Raw genomic sequence first — 21,396 nt, forward strand, 5'->3', positions numbered from 1 at the left:
TGTTTGTAAACTAATTAGACATCCATCTAATCGTTTTGTTATAATAATGCCGGCTTTTCGGTTAAAGAAAATGCGGGTGGATCAAGTACCGCGTTTGTGGCAGAGTATGGGACTGGTAAGCCTGTTATTGGTATTTTGGGAGAATATGATGCATTGCCAGGCCTTTCTCAAAAGGTTTCACCAATTCGTGCTGAAATCGTCGAAAACGGGCCAGGCCATGGCTGTGGTCACAATCTTTTAGGAACAGCAGGTGTCGCAGCAGTGATGGCGTTAAAGGACAAAATGGCTGCTGAAAATCTTGCAGGCACAATCCGCTACTATGGCTGTCCTGCCGAAGAAGTGCTGTCAGGAAAGACCTTCATGGCTAGAAGCGGTTTGTTTAATGACCTGGATTGTGCCTTAACCTGGCATCCTGGTACAGCTAATATGACTTCTAACTTCAGCATGCAGGCGATGGTTTCTATTAAGTTTCACTTTACAGGCATTGCTGCACATGCTGCTGGCGCACCTCATGCGGGAAGAAGCGCATTGGATGCCGTCGAAATAATGAATATCGGTTCTAATTATTTACGTGAACATATATTAGATGGTTCAAGAATTCATTATGTTATCACAAATGGAGGGCTTGCTCCGAATATTGTTCCAGATACAAGCACTGTTTGGTATTATATCCGTGCTGCTACAAAGGAACAGGTCGATGAGCTGCTTGAAAGGGTAAAGAAGTGTGCGGATGGCGCTGCTTTGATGACAGAAACAGCTGTAAGCTCAGAAATACTAGCCTTTGCCTATGAAACATTGCCGAATGACAGATTAAATGAAGTGATGAAAGCGAATATGGAGGAAAACCCGATCTACTTTACAGAAGAAGAAAAGCAGTTTGCTAAGGAGATTATTGCTTCCATTGATCCGAAAATTGTAGAAGGTTCCCAAAAACGAATCGCTGCCTATACAGATGAACTTCTTCCAACTGTAAGTATTAACGATCCGAAAATGAAGGAAGTATCTGTCGGCGGCTCAACAGACGTTGGTGATGTCAGCTGGATTACACCTGTTGGCCAAGTGACAACAACCTGTGCACCAGTCGGTGTGCAAGCACACTCCTGGCAAGCAACTGCTTCCTATGGAAGTTCCATCGGGTTTAAAGGCATGCATTTGGCCGCCAAAACAATGGCATTAACGCTGTATGATTTGTTGCAGGATCAATCGATAATAAAGGAAGCTAAAGAAGAGTTTACTAAATTGGCAGCAGCCAAACCGTATGTCCCTGGAATCCCCGCAAATGTTATGCCTCCGAATCAAGTGAAAGAGCTTGTACATGAATGACATAAAAAGAGGAGGCTGGGACAAAACAAAAGATAAGCTTTCTAAACACGAATAATAGAATTACAACTAAATTTGAAAAATGAAGGTTGTGTCTAAATAGAATGTTGAGTTAAAGTTAGTTCGTTTCATTGCGCGCTCGTCCTCGCGCTTTCCGCGGGGAGGAAGCTAAGCCTTTCCTCTATTTCCCTTAGTAGTCGAGTGGCCTCCGCTCCATTCCACTAAAATTTCTAATTTATTGTATTTAAACTAAAAACAAAAGACCGAACTACTTAATCCATAGTTGATTAAGTAGTTCGGTCTTTACGCTGGTTCACATACTTATGTCCCAGCTTCCTTATGTTTTGTTTATTGCTCTGTTAATATGACTGGTCCATTAGCAGTAATGGCTAAAGTATGTTCATACTGTGCAGATAGGCTGCCGTCTACTGTTCGTGCTGTCCATCCGTCTAAATCGACCTTTGCATGATACATGCCTGTATTAAGCATTGGCTCAATCGTAATAACCATACCCTCTTTTAATCTTCTTCCTAAGTTTGGCGGACCATAATGAGGAATTTGCGGTTCTTCATGCATATTTCTGCCGATTGCATGACCAACAAAATCACGTACGACAGAATAGCCCTTTGATTCCGCATAGCTTTGAACAGCATGGGAAATATCTCCGACTCTGTTGCCGACAACCGCTTGCTCAATCCCTTTATATAATGCCTCTTCCGTTGTTTTCAACAAATTTTGCGCTTCATCTGAAATGGTTCCAACTGCATATGACCACGCAGAATCAGCCAGCCATCCATCTAAATTGACGACCATATCTATTGTTACAATATCCCCGTTTTTCAAAGAGGTTTTGTTTGGAAAGCCATGGCAAATAACATCATTGACTGAAGCACATGTCGCAAAAGGATAGCCATGATAGCCCTTCTGCTCAGGAGTTGCCCCTCTTTTGGTAATATATTCTTCTGCAAATCTATCAATCTCAAGTGTAGTAACGCCAGGTTTTATCAATTTGCGGATTTCCTTATGACAATCAGCAAGGATTTCCCCGGCTTTTTTCATCTTTTCGATTTGCTCCTTCGTTTTTATATGGATCAACGTTTCTCCTCCTTTAATTAAAAAAACAGCCAATATTTATAGCTTATTTCAAAAGCCGAACTAATTATTCAACAGTTTAAAAATAGCTCAAATGCCTTGTTGTGTCAAGGAAGCCTCATCCATGTCAAATAGTCCTTTTTTTTTAGAAAAATTATAGTAAATGTCTGTATAAAAAAACAACGATTGGAAAAAATGGGACAGTATATAGAATGGAGGGTCATGAGATGAAACGCATCGCAACAATCTTTTTAAGCATGTTACTATTTGCTTCTGTGCTTGCACCAAGCACACTTGCTGCAGAAAAAAGCAGTGAACTGGTGGACAATGTTAAATCAGCTATCCTGATTGACAGAGATACGGGTACAGTGCTTTATGAGAAAAACAGCAATGAAGAGCTTCCGCCTGCCAGCATGACAAAAATCATGACAATGTTATTAATTATGGAAGCACTTGATCAAGGCAAACTCAAGATTGACGAGAAGATTAGAACAAGTGAACATGCTGCATCAATGGGCGGATCACAAATCTTCCTTGAGCCCGGTGAAGAAATGACAACAGAGGAAATGCTTAAAGGTATAGCAATTGGTTCTGGCAATGATGCAGCAGTTGCAGTGGCAGAGCGACTTGCTGGGTCAGAGGAAGCTTTTGTAGAAATGATGAACAAAAAAGCAACTAGTTTGGGATTGAAGAATACTGCATTCAAGAATGTTACAGGCCTTCCTGTTGATGACCATTTCAGTACAGCACATGATATGGCCATTATGGCAAAGGAATTATTGAAATATGAAGATATCACGAAATTCACAGGTACATATGAAGCTTACCTTAGGGAAAATTCAGATAAGAAATTTTGGCTTGTGAATACAAACCGTCTTGTTAAATTTTATCCAGGTGTGGACGGCCTGAAAACGGGCTTTACAAAGGAAGCGAAATACTGCTTAACAGCAACTGCTGAAAAGAATGGAATGCGTGTAATTGCTGTTGTTTTTGGTGCGCCAACATCAAAAGAGCGTAATGCACAAGTAACGAAAATGCTTGATTATGCATTTAGTCAGTATGAGACACACCCTGTTTACAAGCGCAATGAAATGATCGGCAAGATTAAGGTTAGTAAAGGGGAACAAAAACAAGCTGCGGCAGTTACAAGTGAACCAATCTCCCTGTTAACGAAAAAAGGAGAAAAGGTGGATGACGTGGAGAAAAAAATAACGATGTCCAAAAATCTTAAGGCTCCAATCTTAAAAGGCCAGGAAATTGGTAAGGTTCAGTTCATCAAGGATGGGAAGGTAATTGTAGAAAGTCCGCTTGTTTCCCAAACAGAAATTAAGGAAGCTGGCTGGTGGACGCTCTTTAAACGAACGGCAGGAATGTTCACGAAAACAGAATAAAAAATGTCACCATTCCTGTTTTTTTAGCGAATCAACACTAGTTTTGTCTTGCTTGAAGGAAATGATGGATTCAAGGTAGAATTGACTCACTAAACCAAATAGAGGAGGCTATGGATAGTGAGTCTTAATATTGAGCTGGAAACAAAAAACAATGTTCTTTGTATTCGTTTAGCAGGAGAATTAGATCATCACTACGCGGAAGAGCTACGCACAAAAGCGACAGAAGCGATAGAGAGCAAAAATATTCGCCATATTGTTTTAAACTTAGAGCATTTATCATTTATGGATAGTTCAGGCTTAGGAGTTATCTTAGGCAGATATAAACAAATAAAGCAGCTAGGCGGAGAAATGGTGATTTGTGCAATCTCCCCGAGTGTACAAAGGTTGTTTGATATGTCTGGCATGTTTAAAATAATGAAGCTGGAAACAAATGAACAATTTGCACTTGAAAGATTGGGGGTTGCATAAATGAGAAATGAAATGCATTTGCAATTCAGCGCACAAAGCCAAAATGAATCCTTCGCAAGGGTAACTGTCGCTGCGTTTATTACACAGCTTGATCCGACAATGGATGAACTGACGGAAATTAAAACGGTCGTTTCTGAAGCAGTCACAAACTGTATTATACATGGATATGAAAATGATCCTGATGGAATAGTTTATATTTCTGTCATTATGGAGGATTCCTTCATTGATTTGACTATCCGTGATGATGGTAGAGGAATTATGGATGTGGAAGAAGCAAGACAGCCGTTATTTACGACAAAGCCTGAATTAGAAAGATCCGGAATGGGATTCACCATCATGGAAAATTTTATGGACGAAATTGACGTGCATTCTAGCCCTGAAAATGGAACTGAGATCCGCCTGCGCAAGCATTTAATAAAGAGCAAAATGCTAAGCAATTAAGGAGAATCGCTTATGGATGTGGAGGTAAAAAAGGAGAAAGAAACGTATTTAAAAGACCATGAAGTGAAGGAGCTTATTAAAAGAAGCCAAGATGGCGATCAGTCAGCTAGAGATACAATAGTCCAGAAAAATATGCGCCTTGTATGGTCCGTCGTGCAAAGATTTTTGAACAGAGGTTATGATCCTGATGACCTGTTTCAAATCGGCAGTATCGGGTTGCTTAAATCGGTCGATAAATTCGATTTAAGCTATGATGTGAAATTCTCGACGTATGCAGTACCGATGATTATCGGCGAAATTCAACGCTTTATTCGTGATGACGGCACAGTCAAGGTGAGCCGCTCCTTAAAGGAATTGAGCAATAAAATCAGGAAAGCAAAAGATGAGCTCTCCAAACAGTATGGACGGACACCGACTGTCGGAGAGATCTCAGAGCATCTTGATATTCCGCCAGAGGATATAGTGTTAGCACAAGAGGCTGCAAGAACACCTTCCTCTATTCATGAAACAGTATATGAAAACGATGGCGATCCTATAACCCTTCTTGACCAGATTGATGATGGCAATGAGGGGAAATGGTTTGATAAAATCGCCTTGCAAGAAGCGATTAGGGAGCTTGATGAACGAGAAAGGCTAATTGTGTACCTCCGATATTATAAAGACCAGACACAATCAGAGGTTGCGACAAGGCTGGGAATTTCACAAGTACAAGTATCGCGGCTTGAGAAAAAGATATTATTACAAATGAAAGAGCAGATGGATATTTAATATCCATCTGCTTTTTTTTATGGAAATATTACCAATTATCTTCCCGCTAATAAATTACCACTTTCATGCAAATACTACCATCATCACAAAAACATTAGATGTTAGGATGTGAACATGAATGGCTGAGACGGTTTATATTCGGATGAGAAATCGTATCGAAAAAAGATTGAATGAGGATGTGCTGCTGCGAGATTTAGCACAAGTGATTGCTGCTGATGCTCTAATGGAACAATTGGAAGCAATGGTCATTTACCGTATTTCAGAGGGTGATCGAAATATCATTGTCATTGACAGTACAAGAATTATAAAAGCAATCCGCAGCATCAACCAAGACTTGGAGATACAGATTATCGGCCCTGCACAAACCATCATTGAAGTCATCCTCAAAAAAAAGGAAGCATCAATACCGCTTTTTTTGCTAGTTTGGCTGCTTCTTTTTATTGGATCTGCTCTGACTATTATGAACTTTCATGAAGATGTTAGTATGCAAGCAGTTCATCAAAAGCTGTATAAAATCATTACAGGAAAAGAGGTGGAAAAGCCTCTTATATTTCAAATTCCCTATAGCTTAGGTTTAGGCCTGGGGATGATTATCTTCTTTAATCATGTATTTAAAAAGCGTTTTAACGAAGAGCCAAGTCCCCTGGAAGTAGAGGTTTTCTCCTATCAGCAAGCTTTGGATCAATATGTAATCATGCATGAGAATAAAGAAAGCATGAAAAAACTAGATGATCATTAAGATACTTGTTGTGCTTTTTATCGGGGCGGCTTGGGGTATTACAGTCGGAGCTGGTTATGTTGCCTTTTTGACCGTATTTGGCATCATACCGAGACTCACCCAACTAACAAAAACAGGCAGTAAGATTCACTCCTATGAGTGGTCCGTTGTCTGTGGTGCAGTTTGCGGTACGTTTTTATTTTTAAGAGAACCTTCCTTTTCCATTTCGTCATTCATCCTCATTGTGATGGGTCTTGCAGGAGGCATTTATATTGGCATGATAGCTGCTGCGCTAACAGAAGTATTGAATGTTTTTCCGCTTTTAGCAAAAAGGGTGGGCATGGATGATCGGCTTCTCGTTTTGATGATGGCGCTGGTATTTGGCAAAATCTTCGGCTCTCTGTTTCATTGGATGTATTTTGCACCGTAGGACAGGCAAGATGCTAAAAAGAAAGGAAAATGCAGATGGGTACAAAAAGAAAAGTCATTTTGATAACAGATGGAGACGAATATGCCAAAAGAGCTGTGGAAATGGTGGCCAAGGAAGTTGGGGGCCGCTGTATATCCACGTCATTTGGCAATCCATCAAGCCATAGCGGTCCTGAAATTTTGAGCTTAATAAAAAAAGCAAAGCAAGATCCTGTATTAGTAATGTTTGATGACAGCGGGTTTGTTGGAGAAGGGGCCGGTGAGACAGCGTTAAAATACATAGCAGCACATAAGGATGTTGAGGTGCTTGGGGTAATTGCTGTTGCTAGCAGGACAAGAAGAGAAGAATGGACAAGAATTGATGTAGCAATTGACCAGGATGGCAACCTAACTCCATACGGGGTTGATAAACTAGGGATTCCGGAATATGAGATAGGAAGAATGAGCGGCGATACAGTTTACAGCCTTGATAGTCTCCATTTGCCATTGATTGTAGGTATTGGTGATATCGGCAAGATGGGAAAACGTGATTCCTATGAAAAAGGTGCACCTATTACACGAAAAGCAGTGGAATATATTTTAGAAAGAAGTGGTTTTAATGAGCAATGAAACAAAGGATAAGGAAAAAAAGAGCAAGGAAACAAAAGAAATGACGACCATATTTAAAAAGCTAACAGATGTTGAGAAGTACATGCAGGATCGGGTTGGTTTAGGCGTAAGCTTTGACCTTGGAGTAAGGAAAATCTCTGTACTCCATCATGAAGTAAATGTTTACTATGTTAACGGGTTAGTTGATAGTGTGATCATTTCTAATCTTTTAGAACAGCTGTTATTTTTAAATGATGAGGAACGGGTTCATCAATCAGAAGATTTCTTCAAAATTATTGAAAACCAGCTTGTTCATCATCAAGTGCAGCCGCTTGAAAAAATGGACGAACTAGTTGATCAGGTGTTATCAGGGCTTATTGTCGCAGTAATGGAAGGCTATAATCAAGGACTTGCCATTGATGTGCGGAGCTATCCTGGCAGAACCCCGCAAGAACCAGATACAGAAAAAGTAATCAGAGGCTCAAGGGATGGCTTTGTTGAAAATATTATTATCAATACAGCCATCACAAGAAGAAGAATCCGTGATGAGCGGCTGAGGTTTGAAATCTTGAAGGTCGGCGAACGCTCAAAAACAGATGTGGCGATAGGCTATATTAGGGACATTGCTGACCCTGACCTTGTAGACATTATTAAAAAGGAATTAGAGAACATTGACGTTGATGGTATATCAATGGCAGATAAGACAATTGAGGAATTTTTGCTAAAGCAAGGTTATAATCCATATCCGCTCGTTCGATACACAGAAAGAGCTGACGTTACTGCCAATCATTTGCTTGAGGGGCATGTAGTTATTTACGTGGATACATCACCGAGTGTTATTATTACACCTGCTACCTTTTTTCATCATTTGCAGCATGCAGAGGAATACAGACAAGCTCCGATGGTTGGGACATTTGTACGGTGGGTCCGTTTTTTGGGTGTTATCGCATCCTTGTTTTTCTTGCCATTATGGTTTCTTGTAACACTTGAGCCGTCACTTCTGCCGGAAAAACTTGCTTTTATCGGACCGACAGAACGTACCCACTTGCCAATCATCGTTCAGTTATTTATTGCTGATTTAGGATTGGAATTCCTGAGGATAGCCGCCATTCATACACCGACACCACTGTCAACAGCAATGGGGTTAATCGCGGCCGTTATGATCGGCCAAATCGCAATTGATGTCGGCTTGTTCGTACCAGAAGTTATCCTTTATGTGTCTGTTGCAGCAATCGGGAATTTTGCGACACCAAGTTATGAATTAGGGATTGCTAACAAGCTTGTGCGATTTATACTTTTAATCTTAGTTGCGATATTCCATACGCCAGGATTTGTTGTCGGCTGTACGCTGTATGTTCTGTTCTTAGCAAGCTTGCGTACATTGAATGTTCCGTATTTATGGCCATTCATCCCGTTTTATCCGAAGGCACTTGCTAATATCCTAATTCGCAGAACGGTTCCAGGAAGTAAATTGAGACCGAGCCATGCTCATGCACAAGATCGGAACAAATAAAATCCCAATAAAAAGAGGATTGAGAATTGGGTATATTTATGATACATTTGTTTAATCAAGTAGGCTGTTAAATAAATTGGACGTTAAAGCAGACAGTTCGAAAGGTGAACTGTCTGCTTGTTTCTTATTTTCATCTTAGCCTTTAGTATCTATCTTAGGGAGAATCGAGGGGGATATATGCATTATTATGGAACTTCTAGTGTGAACGAAGCTGGGCATTTGGAGATTGGCGGCGTTGATACAGTAAAAATAGTCGAAGAATTCGGAACACCAGTATATGTATATGATGTTGCGCTTATTAGAGAAAGAGCGAGAGGGTTTAAGGATACATTTGCAAAACGCGGAATCCCTGCACAAGTTGCTTATGCAAGTAAAGCATTTTCAACCATTGCGATGGTTCAGCTTGCCAATGAAGAGGGGCTGTCTCTTGATGTAGTATCCGGCGGAGAGCTTTATACGGCAATTGCCGCAGGATTCCCTATGGAGAGAATTCACTTCCATGGCAATAATAAAAGCAAAGAAGAGCTATTGATGGCAATAGAGCATAATATTGGCTGTATTGTAGTAGATAATTTTTATGAGCTGACTCTGTTGCAAGAGCTTTGCGAACAGAAAAACAGCAAGATGGCAATTCTACTTCGTGTAACACCTGGAATTGAAGCACATACACATGACTACATCCTGACAGGACAAGAGGATTCTAAATTTGGATTTGGTCTGCAAAATGGACAAGCAGAGGAAGCCTTGCTTAAAGCAATGGATTCTCCAAATCTAGAGCTGTTAGGGCTGCATTGTCATATCGGCTCGCAAATCTTTGAAACAACAGGTTTTGTTCTTGCTGCCAAAAAGATAATTGAAACGCTTCATCAATGGAAACAGGCCCATGGCTATGAAACAAAGGTTCTCAACCTTGGCGGAGGATTCGGTATCAGATACACAAATGAAGATCAGCCTATTCAGCCTTCAGAGTATGTCGAAGAGATTATTACAGAGGTTGAGAAGAATATGAAGCAGTTCGGCATGAATATGCCTGAAATTTGGATTGAACCTGGCCGCTCTCTTGTTGGAGATGCTGGGACAACGCTTTATAAAATCGGATCTAGAAAAGAAGTTCCGGACGTTCGCCAGTATTTAGCGATTGATGGCGGAATGACAGATAATATTAGACCTGCACTTTATGATGCTAAATATGAAGCAGTGTTGGCGAATAAACCTTTGATGGAAGCAGAAGAAACCGTGTCTATTGCAGGTAAATGCTGTGAGTCCGGAGATATGCTTATTTGGAACCTGCCATTGCCAAAAGCAAATGATCAAGATATTTTAGCAGTATTTTGTACAGGGGCATACGGATATTCGATGGCGAATAATTATAATCGCATCCCAAAACCTCCAGTAGTGTTTGTTGAAAATAAAGAAGCAGTCCTTGTTGTGAAAAGAGAGACATATGAGGACATCGTGCGTCTTGATTTGCCGCTTAAGGAAAAAGCAACGTTGAAAAAATAAAATAAAGGAAGTGCTTTTTAGCACTTCCTTTATTTGTGTATTAAGAGAAAAATGATTTAATAGCATCTACAATACTTGCGAAAAATTCCTTCACTTTTGCAAGAAAGCCTTGCCCTTCCTCGCTTTCAATAAAAGCATTGAATTTATCCTTTGCGTCCTGCAGCTGATCGCCAACTTGATTCCAATTGATATCCAAATCTTTTAGTTTATTGAAGAAATCCATTAATGTTTGCTTTTGGGCATCTGTTAAAGTAATGTTTAAGTCGTTTGCAGCATCATCAATAATTTTTTGAAGCTCTGCATCAGTTGACGGCTTGTTTTCGGCTATCTTTTCTTTGATTTTTGCCATTAAAGCGGAAGCTTTATCTGTACCGATTTCTTCCCCAAGATTAGCAGTTTCCACCATTTCCTCGTTGGCAGCCTGCTTTACTTCTTCAGGTATTTTAGTGTCTGTGGACACCTCGTATGCTTTAATAATTCCAGTGAGTGCCGCTGTTCCTGAAACCTGAATTGGTGCTGTCACATAAATGTCTGCATCTTTAACACCTGCTGTAATAAGCGCATTGATGTACATTTCATCTGTAACCCAATTAATGTTTTTCGTTTCTACATTTATTCCGCTTCCAGCATCTGCAATGGTTATTGCAGAGGAAGAAATGGCTTTTGTGCCAATTAATCGTTTCGATATGTAGCTTCCTAAATATTTATGTTCTTCTTCATTTGTGACAGTAATGATTTCCGCGTCATCAGGGGCCTTCATTTCGGTTAACAGCAATTTTTTCTGTTCCTCTGTCAGGTTTGCTCCTAACGTAATAATCATATCGCCAGTAGCTGCATCTGCAAATGCGCGAATAGGGAGCAGAAGCAAAAGTGATAAGACTAGCACAGCCCATTTTTTTCTGTTCATCTGTGTTCCTCCTAATGTAGTTCTATGCATATAGACGTGTCGATCAATAAAAAAGTTTCCTTATCCCCTTATAAACGCCTATTTGGTGAGATTTTCCTTAGCTATTATAATCGAAAAGATGTGAAATAAAAATAGTAGCTGAATGAATTGTTTTAGCATACTATTATAGTGAGAGATGCTATATGGAATATTTCCAATCAATAGGGAAAAGGACACAGAATTTCTAATGTTACTTTATCCTTATAATATTTTCATTGAAGATTATCCATAATTTATGTATGATAGTATCTATAACAGGTTTCGCCAAAGTAAGATAAATTATGCTATAAGGCGATTTTTTCATACTAGTGCCGGTTTCTTCATATTTAGAATAGAATATTGTTTGGAAACAATCCATTATGGGAAAACTTACAGGTAAATATGCTTTAATAATAATGAGGGATACAAATGATTATTCGTTATAAAAAGTCTTTTGAGAAAATTGCAATGGGCCTGCTTTCTTTTATGCCAGCTGAAAAAGATTTAAAGGTGCTCCAGCAAACGATTAAACAATACGAGGCTAATGAAAATTGGCAGCTTTTTTTATGGAAGGAAGAAGAGGACATTATCGGTCTGATCGGTATCATTTTTGAGGATGAGACGAGTATCAGCATTCAGCATATATCCGTTAATCCTTCGCATAGGCATCAAGGTGTTGGAAAAGCAATGGTGCAAGCAATTAAGTCACAATATACCAACAAAAAAATAGAAGCAAACGAATTGACTGTAGGGTTTCTTTCTAAATGTATGAATATGGAGGAAAATCTTAATTCGTAATAAATAAGCCCCTAACCAGAAAAGTGGTTAGGGGTTTTTTGCTGTTACACTAATCAATGCGGTTTTTCCGTTCCTCGATGGCAGCGGTTCTTTCATTTATTACTTCTGTTCTGTCTCGTGTCAAATGACGATGGATTATATCATCTAATGGAATATGAGAGGACTGCCACTCCATTCCAACAGATTGACACCATTTCACACATTCCAGCTCTAAGGACTTAGCATTGATTGGCAGAATGAAAGGGATATAAGCAAGTTGATTCCTAATATCTAGCTGTCTTTGATCCATTCTTTCGAGCAATAATGCCTTATCAAGTCCGAAGTCATGCCAGTTCCAGTCACCGCGGTGAAACATGCTGGTTGCTTTCTCTAATGTTTTGTCGGCACCACGAAAGTTTCCTCGACGATGGTGATAGCAGGATACAGCTAAAAGGATAAAGGCAACCCAAATAGAGTCTTTATTGCCCGGGTCGACCTCCTTCCAATATTCCTCTAGAATCTCGTGGCACTCAAAAAAATCCTGATCTCCATGGAAATGCCCCAAATACTCAATATATTCATGTGGATACACCAACACTTGCTCCTTTCCAAACGAATTAGCTAATAATTATTATACTGTGTCTAAAGGAAGACATAAAAGTCTTCTAATCCCCTTATTTAATCACTTGGTATAATTTATTATTGGATAACTTTGTCGAATCATCTATACTTATACTAGCATAGGAAAGACTTTGATGTTATTTTATTAGGATTTTGGTGAGATATAATGCAATATAATGTAAAAATTGATAGCTTTGAAGGTCCGTTGGACTTGTTACTGCATTTAATAAATAAATTAGAAATTGATATATACGATATAAACGTCGCAGAAATTACAGAGCAATATTTAGAATATATTCATGCAATGTCTGTGCTTCAGCTTGATATTGCCAGTGAATTTTTAGTTATGGCCGCAACGCTTCTAGCCATAAAAAGTAAAATGCTGCTGCCTAAATATGATGAAGAGCTGCTTGACAATGATCTTGTTTACGAGCATGAGGAAGACACAAGAGAGGACTTAATTGAAAGGCTTGTAGAATATCGCAAATATAAGGAAGCAGCTGGTGATTTAAAGGAAATGGAGCTGGAAAGAGGCTTGATTTTCACAAAACCTCCTAGTGATTTGTCCGATTATGCCCAAGCTGCAGAAGAATCAGCAAAAAGTGAGCTGGATGTTTCTTTATATGATATGCTGGCAGCCTTTCAAAAGCTGATGCGCAGAAAAAAACTGCAGGCGCCGCTAGCAACGAAAATAACGAGACAGGAAATTCCGATAGAAAGCAGAATGGAGGAAATCCTTCATTTCATTAAAAGCAAACGAGGCAGAATCCATTTTGAAGAGCTTTTTCCTGTACATGATAAAACCCATATTGTCGTGACTTTTCTTGCGGTGTTGGAATTGATGAAGCGTCAGACGTTATTTGTTGAACAAGAACATAATTTTGCAGATATATTTGTGGTTGGAAAGGAAGAGGAAGGATTTTGATGGTTACAAATTGGAAAGGTATTATTGAGAGTCTGTTATTTGCTGCAGGGGATGAAGGTCTTACAGTCAAGCAGTTGGCACATGTCCTGAATGTAGAGCAATTTGAAGCAGAACAGATAACAAGGGAATTAATGGAGGATTACGGAAAGGATCAAGATAGGGGGATTTCAATTGTAGAAATAGCGGGCACGTTCCAGCTTGCTACAAAAAAGGAACACTCTGTGTATTTGAAAAAGCTTGTTGAATCTCCCCATGCATCCACCTTATCACAGGCTGCTTTAGAAACACTTGCGATTATTGCTTATAAACAGCCGATAACAAGAGCGGAAATAGAAGAAATTCGCGGTGTAAAAACAGAAAGACCATTGCATACCCTTTCCGCTAAAGCGCTGATTAAAGAAGTTGGCAGGGCAGAAGGAGCAGGTAGAGCCATATTGTATGGCACAACGAAGGAGTTTTTAGATCATTTTGGACTCAAGGACCTAGATGAACTTCCAGTACTTGCAGAAAAAGAAGAGGAATTCAAACAAGAAGAAGCTGATTTATTTTTTGAATCATTCCAGCAATTGGAGGATTAGCGGTTAGACTGTACTAGGAGGGCTATGCTTCTAGTACAGTCTTTTTTTTGCATTGCAGATTTGGCTGTTTTTTCATATTTTAAACATGTTCCCTCTCTCTCTTTCATATTGTGTATAAACTGAGTGAAAAGGGGTTTTTTTAACCAATGAGCAGCTACAATGAATATGTAAAAGATGTGTTAGTCTGGAATAAGGAATTGAAGGACTTTTTAGAAACAGAGAATATTCAAAGAAGTGATGAAATTTGGAAAAGCCTTGATAAGTTTACATCCTTAATGGAAACCGTCCAGCGCAAGCCGATAGATACAGAAGAATTGATCAAAATCCAGCATAAAGCGGAAGAGCTGCAGGATGAAATGGAAGGCTACTTTAAACAAAGACAGCAATTAGGGACAATATTTGTCAATGAGCCGACTGTACCTGCAGGCGGTCACAGATTGCCTTCTCTCCCATATGCATATAATGCATTAGAGCCTTACATAAACGAGGAGATTATGAGGCTTCATCATACAAAACATCACCAATCCTATGTGGATGGGTTGAATAAAGCAGAAAATATGCTCGTCCAAGCAAGGAAGGACCGGAAGTTTGAGCTTGTGAAGCATTGGTCCAGAGAGCTTGCTTTCCACGGATCAGGACATTATTTGCATACAATTTTTTGGAATAATATGAGTCCGAATGGGGGCGGTGAACCAAAGGGAATGCTGCTTGAAGCGATTAAAGACTATTTTGGCAGCTATGATGCTTTCAAGCACCATTTTACGGAAGCTGCAAAAGCAGTTGAAGGTGTTGGCTGGGCAATTTTAGTGTGGTCACCGCGAGCGCGCCATTTAGAAATACTTCAATCTGAAAGGCATATGCTGCTGACACAATGGGATACGATTCCCTTGCTTGCTCTTGATGTATGGGAGCATGCGTATTATTTGCAGTATAAAAATAATCGGGCAGATTATATCAGTAATTGGTGGAAAATCGTCAATTGGAAGGATGTAGAGGAAAGATTCCTTAAAGCGAGTGATTTAAAATGGCGACCGTATTAATTTTAGCCATAAACGACGCTGGGACATAAGTATGTGAATCTGTTTAAAAACCGAACTATTTAATCAACCCAACGATTAAATGGTTCGGTTTATTGTGTTTTTTAATTTTAATACAATGATTGAAATCTTAGTGGAATGGAGCGGAGGACACTTGACTCCTGCGGGAAATAGAGGACGCTTTAGACCCCGCAGGCGAGGACGAGCGCGCAATGAACCGAACTAATTTTAAACCCATATTCTATTTAGGCAAGTGCTTCATTTTTATTCTTGTTTAGAAAGATTATCTTTTGTTTTGTCCCAGCCTCGCTTTTTTTAGCAGACTGCATGTCATACTGTTAAAGTTTACTCATTTTGTCATAAGCCCGCTTGTCCTGCATAAGTATGTACAAACCATATAAGGAGACGAGGTAGTGTTATATGAAATCAAAGAATCTAATCCTATCTTGCATCGCTGTATTGCTATTGCTGACGCTTCCACAAAACGCAAGTGCAAAAATCTATGTCAGTGCTAACAGTGCCATCTTGATGGAGCAGGAATCAGGACGAGTTATTTACGAAAAGGATGCGCACACTCAAAGAAGAATTGCCAGCATAACCAAAATCATGACAGCCATTCTTGCTATTGAGTCGGGAAAAATGAATGATATGGTGACAATAAGTGAGAATGCGGTCAGAACGGAAGGCTCCTCCATTTATTTAAAGGCGGGCGATAAAATTCCGCTGGAAGATTTGGTATACGGGTTAATGCTGCGCTCTGGAAATGATGCAGCTACAGCAATTGCCGAATATGTGGGCGGGAGTTTAGATGGATTCGTTTATTTAATGAAGCAAAAAGCAGAAGAAATTGGGATGAAGGATACAAACTTCGAAAATCCGCATGGATTGGATGATCATGAAAACCATTATTCCACAGCATATGACATGGCATTGTTAACAAGGTATGCAATGGAAAATGACATGTACAAAAAAATAGCGGGAACGGAAAAATACCGTTCAGAAGATCCTGATGGGGACTGGGACCGTGTTTGGAAAAATAAAAACAAGCTGCTTACAGGTCTTTATGAGTACACAACCGGAGGGAAAACAGGCTTCACAAAATTAGCGAAAAGAACGCTCGTATCAACAGCTGAAAAGGATGGGGTAGAGCTGATTGCCGTTACCTTAAATGATCCTGATGACTGGGATGACCATATTAATATGTATGAATCAGCGTTTAAGGAATATAAAATGGCATTAGTGTTAGAAAAGGGCAAGGTGAAAACGAAAGACTCCTTTTATAAAAACAAGCTTTATGTTAAAGAGGATATAGCATATCCAATCACCGCTAAAGAGGAAGAGGGGCTCGAGGTTAAATACAAGCTGTCAAAGGTTAAGGGTGATTGGAAAAAGCAGGAGCAAAATGTTCCTGATATTGTTGGAAATGCGGAAATTTATTTAGATGACAAGCTAGTTGATAGTACTGCTATTTATTATGAACATACCAAGGTGAAAAAAAATAAAAGCTTTTTTGATCATTTTAAAAGTATGTTTTTAGCAGTTATGGGAGTAGAGAAGGATGGTTAATATCATCTGGGTGCTGCTTACTGTGATTGGAATTGTGTTTGCAATTTTTAACGGCACAATTGACGAAGTGAATAAAGCGGTGTTTTCTGGTGCGAAAGAAGCGGTCACTATTTGTATTGGATTGATAAGTGTCCTTGTCTTTTGGCTTGGTATGATGAAGATTGCCGAACAGGCTGGTCTGTTAAAAAAGCTTACCAATTTGTTCCGTCCTTTTGTGACAAAGCTATTCCCAGAGGTGCCGAAGGATCATCCTGCAATGGGGTATATCCTGTCCAATATGATCGCTAATATTTTTGGCTTAGGCAATGCAGCTACCCCTTTAGGAATTAAGGCGATGGAGGAACTGAAAAAGTTAAATGGCGGCAAAAATAATGCAAGCAACAGCATGATTACTTTTTTGGCGTTGAATACCTCCAGCATTACCTTAATTCCAACGACTGTTATTGCCATTCGCATTAATTACAATGCAGCTTCTCCAACAGATATTGTTGGGCCAACATTAATTGCAACCATCTTTTCAGCAATAAGCGGTATATTAATCGATCGTTATTTTTATTATCGAAGAATGAAAAGAGGATGAATTCATGATGCAAATTATATCACTTTTATCCGTTTGGATGATTCCTTCTTTAATTTGCTTTATTCTCCTTTATGGGACGTACAAGCGTGTTCCGACATATGAAAGCTTTGTAGAAGGTGGTAAAGAGGGAATTTCAATGGCTTTTTCTATTATTCCCTTTTTAGTCGGGATGCTTGTGGCCATTTCTGTATTTCGGGCGTCAGGAGCATTGGAGTTTTTTATGGGCTTTTTAAAGCCTGCCTTGGATTTTTTTGGAGTTCCATCAGAGGTCGCTCCTCTAGCATTTATTCGTCCTATTTCTGGAAATGCAGCCTTAGGGATGACAAGCGACTTAATTGCCACATATGGTGCTGATTCTTATATTGGCAGATTGGCAGCGACTATACAAGGAAGTACAGATACAACCTTTTATGTACTGACCGTTTACTTTGGTGCTGTTGGCATAAAAAAAATGGGCGATGCACTTAAGGTAGGCTTACTTGCAGACCTTGTTGGATTTGTTGCAGCCGTCGTCGTAGTGACATTAATGTTTGGAAGATAATTCTCCGATTTTCTCGGAGTTTTTTTTTATTTTCGGCAAAATGATGATATTCTTCCTGGTTTTTATAGAACTTTCCTTTGAAAATGGGCAAACTTATGTCATAATTCATAAGATAACAGAAAAATATAACGTTATTGTCCTGTTTGATGAATTTAATGAGGTGAAACATAGATGGAAAGACTGCAAAAGGTAATTGCTCATGCTGGGATAGCATCACGAAGAAAAGCAGAAGAATTAATACAAGATGGAAGAGTTACTGTAAATGGAAAAGTTGTCAAGGAATTAGGCGTGAAGGTTGGTTCAAATGATAAAATCGAAGTGAATGGAGTTCCGATTGAAAGAGAAGAACCTGTTTACTTTATTCTGTACAAGCCGCGCGGCGTCATTTCGAGCGTGAATGATGATAAAGGCAGAAAGGTTGTAACAGACTACTTTTCTGAAATACCGGCTAGGATATATCCAATTGGCCGTCTTGATTATGATACATCCGGGATTATTTTGATGACAAATGACGGCGAATTTGCCAACACGATGATGCATCCTAAAGGCGAAGTGGAAAAGGTATATGTGGCGAAAATCAAAGGCATTCCAATGCGAGAAAAAATTAAGCTATTGGAAAAAGGTGTGATGCTTGAAGACGGTAAAACGGCACCTGCAAAAGCTAAAGTATTATCAGTAGATAAGAAAAAAGGAACATCTATTGTTGAGCTGAAGATTCACGAAGGCAGAAACCGCCAAGTACGTCGGATGTTTGAAGCAATTGGAACACCTGTCTTAAAACTGAAAAGGGAAAGATACTCATTCTTGAATTTGAATGGCTTAACTCCAGGGGATGCACGAGAACTGACGGCACATGAAGTAAAGCTGCTTCGCACAGAAGCAAATAAGAAGAGATAACAAATAAAATTTCATAAAACGTTCACAGAACAATGTGGATGATTACAATATCTGCAACATTAAAATGATATAATGACCATATAGTTTTTGTTCCTAATCCCATTGATACATAACCGTCTTTGGGATTTTGTTTATTTTAAAAAACAGTCTGCGCATAACGGAACATGGACAAATGCATGCTTCCATTAAATAGGATAGAAGTGTTGTTAGGAGGATATTCAAATGGAAAAGGAAATAAAAATTCTTGTTGTAGACGATGAGGAGAGAATTAGAAGGCTTTTGAAAATGTATCTCGAAAGGGAGGATTTTATTGTAGAAGAAGCAGCTGACGGCGAAACTGCATTAAAAAAAGCTCTTTCTGTTGATTATGATATTATTTTACTCGATTTGATGATGCCTGGTAAGGATGGGATGGAGGTTTGCAAGGAGCTGCGGGAGAAAAAAGCGACACCTGTCATTATGCTTACAGCTAAAGGAGAAGAAATTAATAGAGTTCAAGGCTTTGAAGCAGGTACAGATGATTATATCGTTAAACCCTTTAGCCCAAGGGAAGTTATTTTGAGGGTGAAGGCTCTTTTAAGAAGATCGTCTCCAGCAGCTTTTGTCCAAAGTGAACCTGTCGCAAAAGACATGATAGTATTTCCGGCATTAACTATTGACAATGATGCACACCGTGTATTGGCAAATGGCAGGGAGGTCAGCTTGACCCCGAAAGAGTATGAGCTATTGTATTTTCTTGCAAGGTCTCCTGATAAAGTATATGACAGGGAGCTGCTTTTGAAGGAAGTATGGCATTATGACTTTTTCGGTGATTTGCGAACAGTTGACACACATGTTAAGCGTTTAAGAGAAAAGCTTAATAAAGTATCAGAGGATGCTGCCCGGATGATTGTTACAGTTTGGGGTGTAGGTTACAAGTTTGAGGTTAGCAATGGATGATGTTTTGGAGAAGTGTTGTATTTAAGCTTTGGTTTACTTTTTTACTGCTGATTACTGTTGTATTAATCATCCTTACTGTTATGCTCCTAGAATATTTTGAGCAATATCATATGGAATTATCGAAAAAAGAGCTTACTAGCAATGCAGTTAAAGCGTCAAGCATTCTCGAACAGCATCCAGATATCGGGATGGATATCGTCTGGGAGCTTTTGGATGAATCTGCTGCAGCTGCCATTGTGACAGAAGGTAACACCGCCATTTCTCCTGATAGTGAGTATAGCAAGGAGACCCTAGAGTCTGCACTAGCTCGCCAGGATTTAAAGACTGCAATTACGACAAATAAGCAGACTATTAAGACGATTAAACTAAGGGATAGCGGGACGAATGACGAAATCGAGGTTACCATCAGCGCCGTCCCAATCTTAAAGGATCATAAAGCTGTTGGCGCCATTTATGTTTTTCAAAATTTGTCTGTCCTTAATGATACAAAAAACTCGACAACAAAATTTATCGTGTTAGCAGCAGTTGTTGCCATCATTCTTACAACCATTTTTGCGTTCTTTTTACTTACAAGGATTACGGCTCCTCTCCGCAAAATGAGAGAGGCTGCGATGGAGCTTGCAAGGGGGAATTTTGAAACAACTGTTCCGATATGGTCTCAGGATGAAATTGGGGAACTTTCCATTGCCTTTAACCAAATGGCAAAACGGCTTAACTTCAATGTGAATGCATTAAGCCAGGAAAAGGAACAGCTTGGCAATATATTAAGTGGCATGGCAGATGGTGTGCTGACCTTTAATAAAAATGGCAGCTTGCTAATAACAAATCCTCCTGCTGAAAGATTTCTTCAATACTGGCATTATGAACAAGGAAGCAGTGAGCCATTACAAGAGCAAGTTCCAGATGAGGTAAAGGAGCTTTTTCAGATGGCCATCGGCACAGGAGAAGAGCAAATTGCTGAAATGAAGCTGTCTCATAAATCATGGGTTATCATTGTAAGTCCTCTTTATAATCAAGACCAAATAAGAGGGGCGATTGCTGTTATAAGGGATATGACAGAGGAGAGGAAGCTGGACAAGCTGAGAAATGATTTTATCGCAAATGTGTCCCATGAATTGCGAACACCTATCAGCATGCTTCAGGGCTATAGTGAAGCAATTGTAGATAATATTGCTCAGTCGGAGGAAGAAAAACAAGAAATGGCCCAGATTATTTATGATGAATCACTTAGAATGGGCCGCCTTGTCAATGAGCTGCTTGATTTGGCGAGGATGGAGGCAGGGCATCTAGAGCTGATGCTTGAATCTGTTGAAATGACCTCCTTCTTCCATCGAGTTTCCAGGAAATTTAATGCGGTTGCAAAAGAAAAAAATATCGACATGACGATGGATATTCAAGAGGATATGAAGCCATTTACCATGGATGTTGATAAAATGGAGCAGGTTGTCACAAATATTCTTGATAATTGTATCAGGCATACGCAAGAAAACGGTAAAGTTACATTAAAAGCAAAGTCGGACGATGTCGGGATTTATTTGGATATACAAGATAGTGGTGTAGGAATTAAGGAAGAGGATCTGCCTTATATATTCGAACGGTTTTATAAAGCAGATAAGGCAAGGACGAGAGGCAGCTCAGGCACTGGGTTAGGCTTAGCAATTGCCAAAAATATCATTGAGGCACATAATGGCCATATTTCTGTGACGAGCAAATACGGGCAAGGAACGACATTTTTTATCTTTTTGCCACGAAATGTTGAATAAATTTAGAGATGTTGCC

22 protein-coding genes and 1 pseudogene are annotated in these 21,396 nt (G+C 39.5%); 20 read left to right on the top strand and 3 right to left on the bottom strand.

Annotation, left to right across the window (positions count from 1 at the left end):
* Nucleotides 1-54: 54 nt before the first annotated feature.
* Nucleotides 55-1,323: pseudogene (locus EM808_RS07510) on the top strand (amidohydrolase); the annotation flags it as partial.
* Nucleotides 1,324-1,668: 345 nt separating this feature from the next.
* On the opposite strand, the gene map reads toward EM808_RS07510, so the two are convergent.
* A complete protein-coding gene (gene map / locus EM808_RS07515) occupies nt 1,669-2,415 on the bottom strand; it encodes a type I methionyl aminopeptidase (RefSeq protein ID WP_127737560.1) in 747 nt (248 codons plus the stop codon).
* Nucleotides 2,416-2,639: 224 nt separating this feature from the next.
* On the opposite strand from map, the gene EM808_RS07520 reads away from it, so the two are divergent.
* The 9 genes from EM808_RS07520 to lysA all read left to right on the top strand — a co-directional run bounded on the left by EM808_RS07520 (nt 2,640) and on the right by lysA (nt 10,231).
* Nucleotides 2,640-3,803, top strand: coding sequence for a D-alanyl-D-alanine carboxypeptidase family protein (locus tag EM808_RS07520; protein ID WP_182103044.1), 1,164 nt, complete (start codon nt 2,640-2,642; stop codon nt 3,801-3,803).
* A 117-nt stretch (nt 3,804-3,920) separates the two neighbouring features.
* Nucleotides 3,921-4,271 carry an anti-sigma F factor antagonist gene (gene spoIIAA, locus EM808_RS07525; protein WP_127737562.1) on the top strand — a complete coding sequence of 117 codons (351 nt, stop codon included), beginning with the start codon at nt 3,921-3,923 and terminating at the stop codon, nt 4,269-4,271.
* Nucleotides 4,272-4,712 (top strand): anti-sigma F factor, encoded by a 441-nt coding sequence (spoIIAB, locus tag EM808_RS07530; protein ID WP_127737563.1) that lies wholly within the window; start codon nt 4,272-4,274, stop codon nt 4,710-4,712. It begins immediately after the preceding gene.
* A gap of 12 nt (nt 4,713-4,724) precedes the next feature.
* Entirely contained in the window at nt 4,725-5,480 is a 756-nt protein-coding gene (sigF, locus tag EM808_RS07535; RefSeq protein ID WP_127737564.1) for an RNA polymerase sporulation sigma factor SigF, read from the top strand.
* 118 nt (nt 5,481-5,598) lie between these two features.
* Complete coding sequence (locus tag EM808_RS07540; RefSeq protein WP_127737565.1) at nt 5,599-6,219, top strand: stage V sporulation protein AA; 621 nt, start codon at nt 5,599-5,601, stop codon at nt 6,217-6,219.
* Nucleotides 6,209-6,628, top strand: coding sequence for a stage V sporulation protein AB (locus EM808_RS07545; RefSeq protein WP_127737566.1), 420 nt, complete (start codon nt 6,209-6,211; stop codon nt 6,626-6,628). The genes EM808_RS07540 and EM808_RS07545 overlap by 11 nt, the downstream gene beginning before the upstream one ends.
* A gap of 35 nt (nt 6,629-6,663) precedes the next feature.
* Nucleotides 6,664-7,236 (top strand): stage V sporulation protein SpoVABEA, encoded by a 573-nt coding sequence (spoVAEA, locus tag EM808_RS07550; protein ID WP_127737567.1) that lies wholly within the window; start codon nt 6,664-6,666, stop codon nt 7,234-7,236.
* The gene (locus EM808_RS07555) at nt 7,226-8,728 is read left to right on the top strand and encodes a spore germination protein (RefSeq protein WP_127737568.1); all 1,503 of its coding nucleotides are present in this window, start codon (nt 7,226-7,228) and stop codon (nt 8,726-8,728) included. Before spoVAEA ends, EM808_RS07555 begins: the two co-directional genes overlap by 11 nt.
* A 177-nt stretch (nt 8,729-8,905) precedes the next feature.
* A complete protein-coding gene (gene lysA / locus EM808_RS07560; protein WP_127737569.1) occupies nt 8,906-10,231 on the top strand; it encodes a diaminopimelate decarboxylase in 1,326 nt (441 codons plus the stop codon).
* 40 nt (nt 10,232-10,271) lie between these two features.
* On the opposite strand, the gene EM808_RS07565 is transcribed toward lysA, so the two are convergent.
* Entirely contained in the window at nt 10,272-11,138 is an 867-nt protein-coding gene (locus EM808_RS07565) for a DUF1002 domain-containing protein (protein ID WP_127737570.1), read from the bottom strand.
* 447 nt (nt 11,139-11,585) lie between these two features.
* Between EM808_RS07565 and EM808_RS07570 the strand changes: the two genes are divergently transcribed.
* Entirely contained in the window at nt 11,586-11,954 is a 369-nt protein-coding gene (locus tag EM808_RS07570) for a GNAT family N-acetyltransferase (RefSeq protein ID WP_127737571.1), read from the top strand.
* A 49-nt stretch (nt 11,955-12,003) separates the two neighbouring features.
* On the opposite strand, the gene EM808_RS07575 is transcribed toward EM808_RS07570, so the two are convergent.
* A complete protein-coding gene (locus EM808_RS07575) occupies nt 12,004-12,525 on the bottom strand; it encodes a DUF309 domain-containing protein (protein WP_127737572.1) in 522 nt (173 codons plus the stop codon).
* Between the two features lie 192 nt (nt 12,526-12,717).
* On the opposite strand from EM808_RS07575, the gene EM808_RS07580 reads away from it, so the two are divergent.
* The 9 genes from EM808_RS07580 to EM808_RS07620 all read left to right on the top strand — a co-directional run bounded on the left by EM808_RS07580 (nt 12,718) and on the right by EM808_RS07620 (nt 21,380).
* Nucleotides 12,718-13,479, top strand: coding sequence for a segregation/condensation protein A (locus EM808_RS07580; RefSeq protein WP_285093673.1), 762 nt, complete (start codon nt 12,718-12,720; stop codon nt 13,477-13,479).
* Nucleotides 13,479-14,057, top strand: a complete 579-nt coding sequence (scpB, locus tag EM808_RS07585; protein ID WP_182103042.1) for an SMC-Scp complex subunit ScpB — start codon at nt 13,479-13,481, stop codon at nt 14,055-14,057. The genes EM808_RS07580 and scpB overlap by 1 nt, the downstream gene beginning before the upstream one ends.
* A gap of 146 nt (nt 14,058-14,203) precedes the next feature.
* Nucleotides 14,204-15,097 (top strand): superoxide dismutase, encoded by an 894-nt coding sequence (locus EM808_RS07590; protein ID WP_127737575.1) that lies wholly within the window; start codon nt 14,204-14,206, stop codon nt 15,095-15,097.
* A gap of 417 nt (nt 15,098-15,514) precedes the next feature.
* Nucleotides 15,515-16,660: a D-alanyl-D-alanine carboxypeptidase family protein gene (locus EM808_RS07595; RefSeq protein ID WP_127737576.1), complete on the top strand. Its 1,146-nt coding sequence runs from the start codon at nt 15,515-15,517 to the stop codon at nt 16,658-16,660.
* On the top strand, nt 16,653-17,240 hold the full coding sequence (locus tag EM808_RS07600) for a nucleoside recognition domain-containing protein (RefSeq protein WP_127737577.1): 588 nt from the start codon (nt 16,653-16,655) through the stop codon (nt 17,238-17,240). Before EM808_RS07595 ends, EM808_RS07600 begins: the two co-directional genes overlap by 8 nt.
* Before the next feature lie 7 nt (nt 17,241-17,247).
* Nucleotides 17,248-17,781, top strand: coding sequence for a spore maturation protein (locus EM808_RS07605; RefSeq protein ID WP_127737919.1), 534 nt, complete (start codon nt 17,248-17,250; stop codon nt 17,779-17,781).
* Nucleotides 17,782-17,952: 171 nt separating this feature from the next.
* The gene (locus EM808_RS07610; RefSeq protein ID WP_127737578.1) at nt 17,953-18,678 is read left to right on the top strand and encodes a pseudouridine synthase; all 726 of its coding nucleotides are present in this window, start codon (nt 17,953-17,955) and stop codon (nt 18,676-18,678) included.
* A 222-nt stretch (nt 18,679-18,900) separates the two neighbouring features.
* Nucleotides 18,901-19,617 carry a response regulator transcription factor gene (locus tag EM808_RS07615; protein WP_127737579.1) on the top strand — a complete coding sequence of 239 codons (717 nt, stop codon included), beginning with the start codon at nt 18,901-18,903 and terminating at the stop codon, nt 19,615-19,617.
* Nucleotides 19,614-21,380: an ATP-binding protein gene (locus EM808_RS07620; protein ID WP_127737580.1), complete on the top strand. Its 1,767-nt coding sequence runs from the start codon at nt 19,614-19,616 to the stop codon at nt 21,378-21,380. Before EM808_RS07615 ends, EM808_RS07620 begins: the two co-directional genes overlap by 4 nt.
* Nucleotides 21,381-21,396: the final 16 nt, after the last annotated feature.

This window comes from Niallia taxi (assembly GCF_004005475.1).
Classification (GTDB): domain Bacteria; phylum Bacillota; class Bacilli; order Bacillales; family Cytobacillaceae; genus Niallia; species Niallia taxi.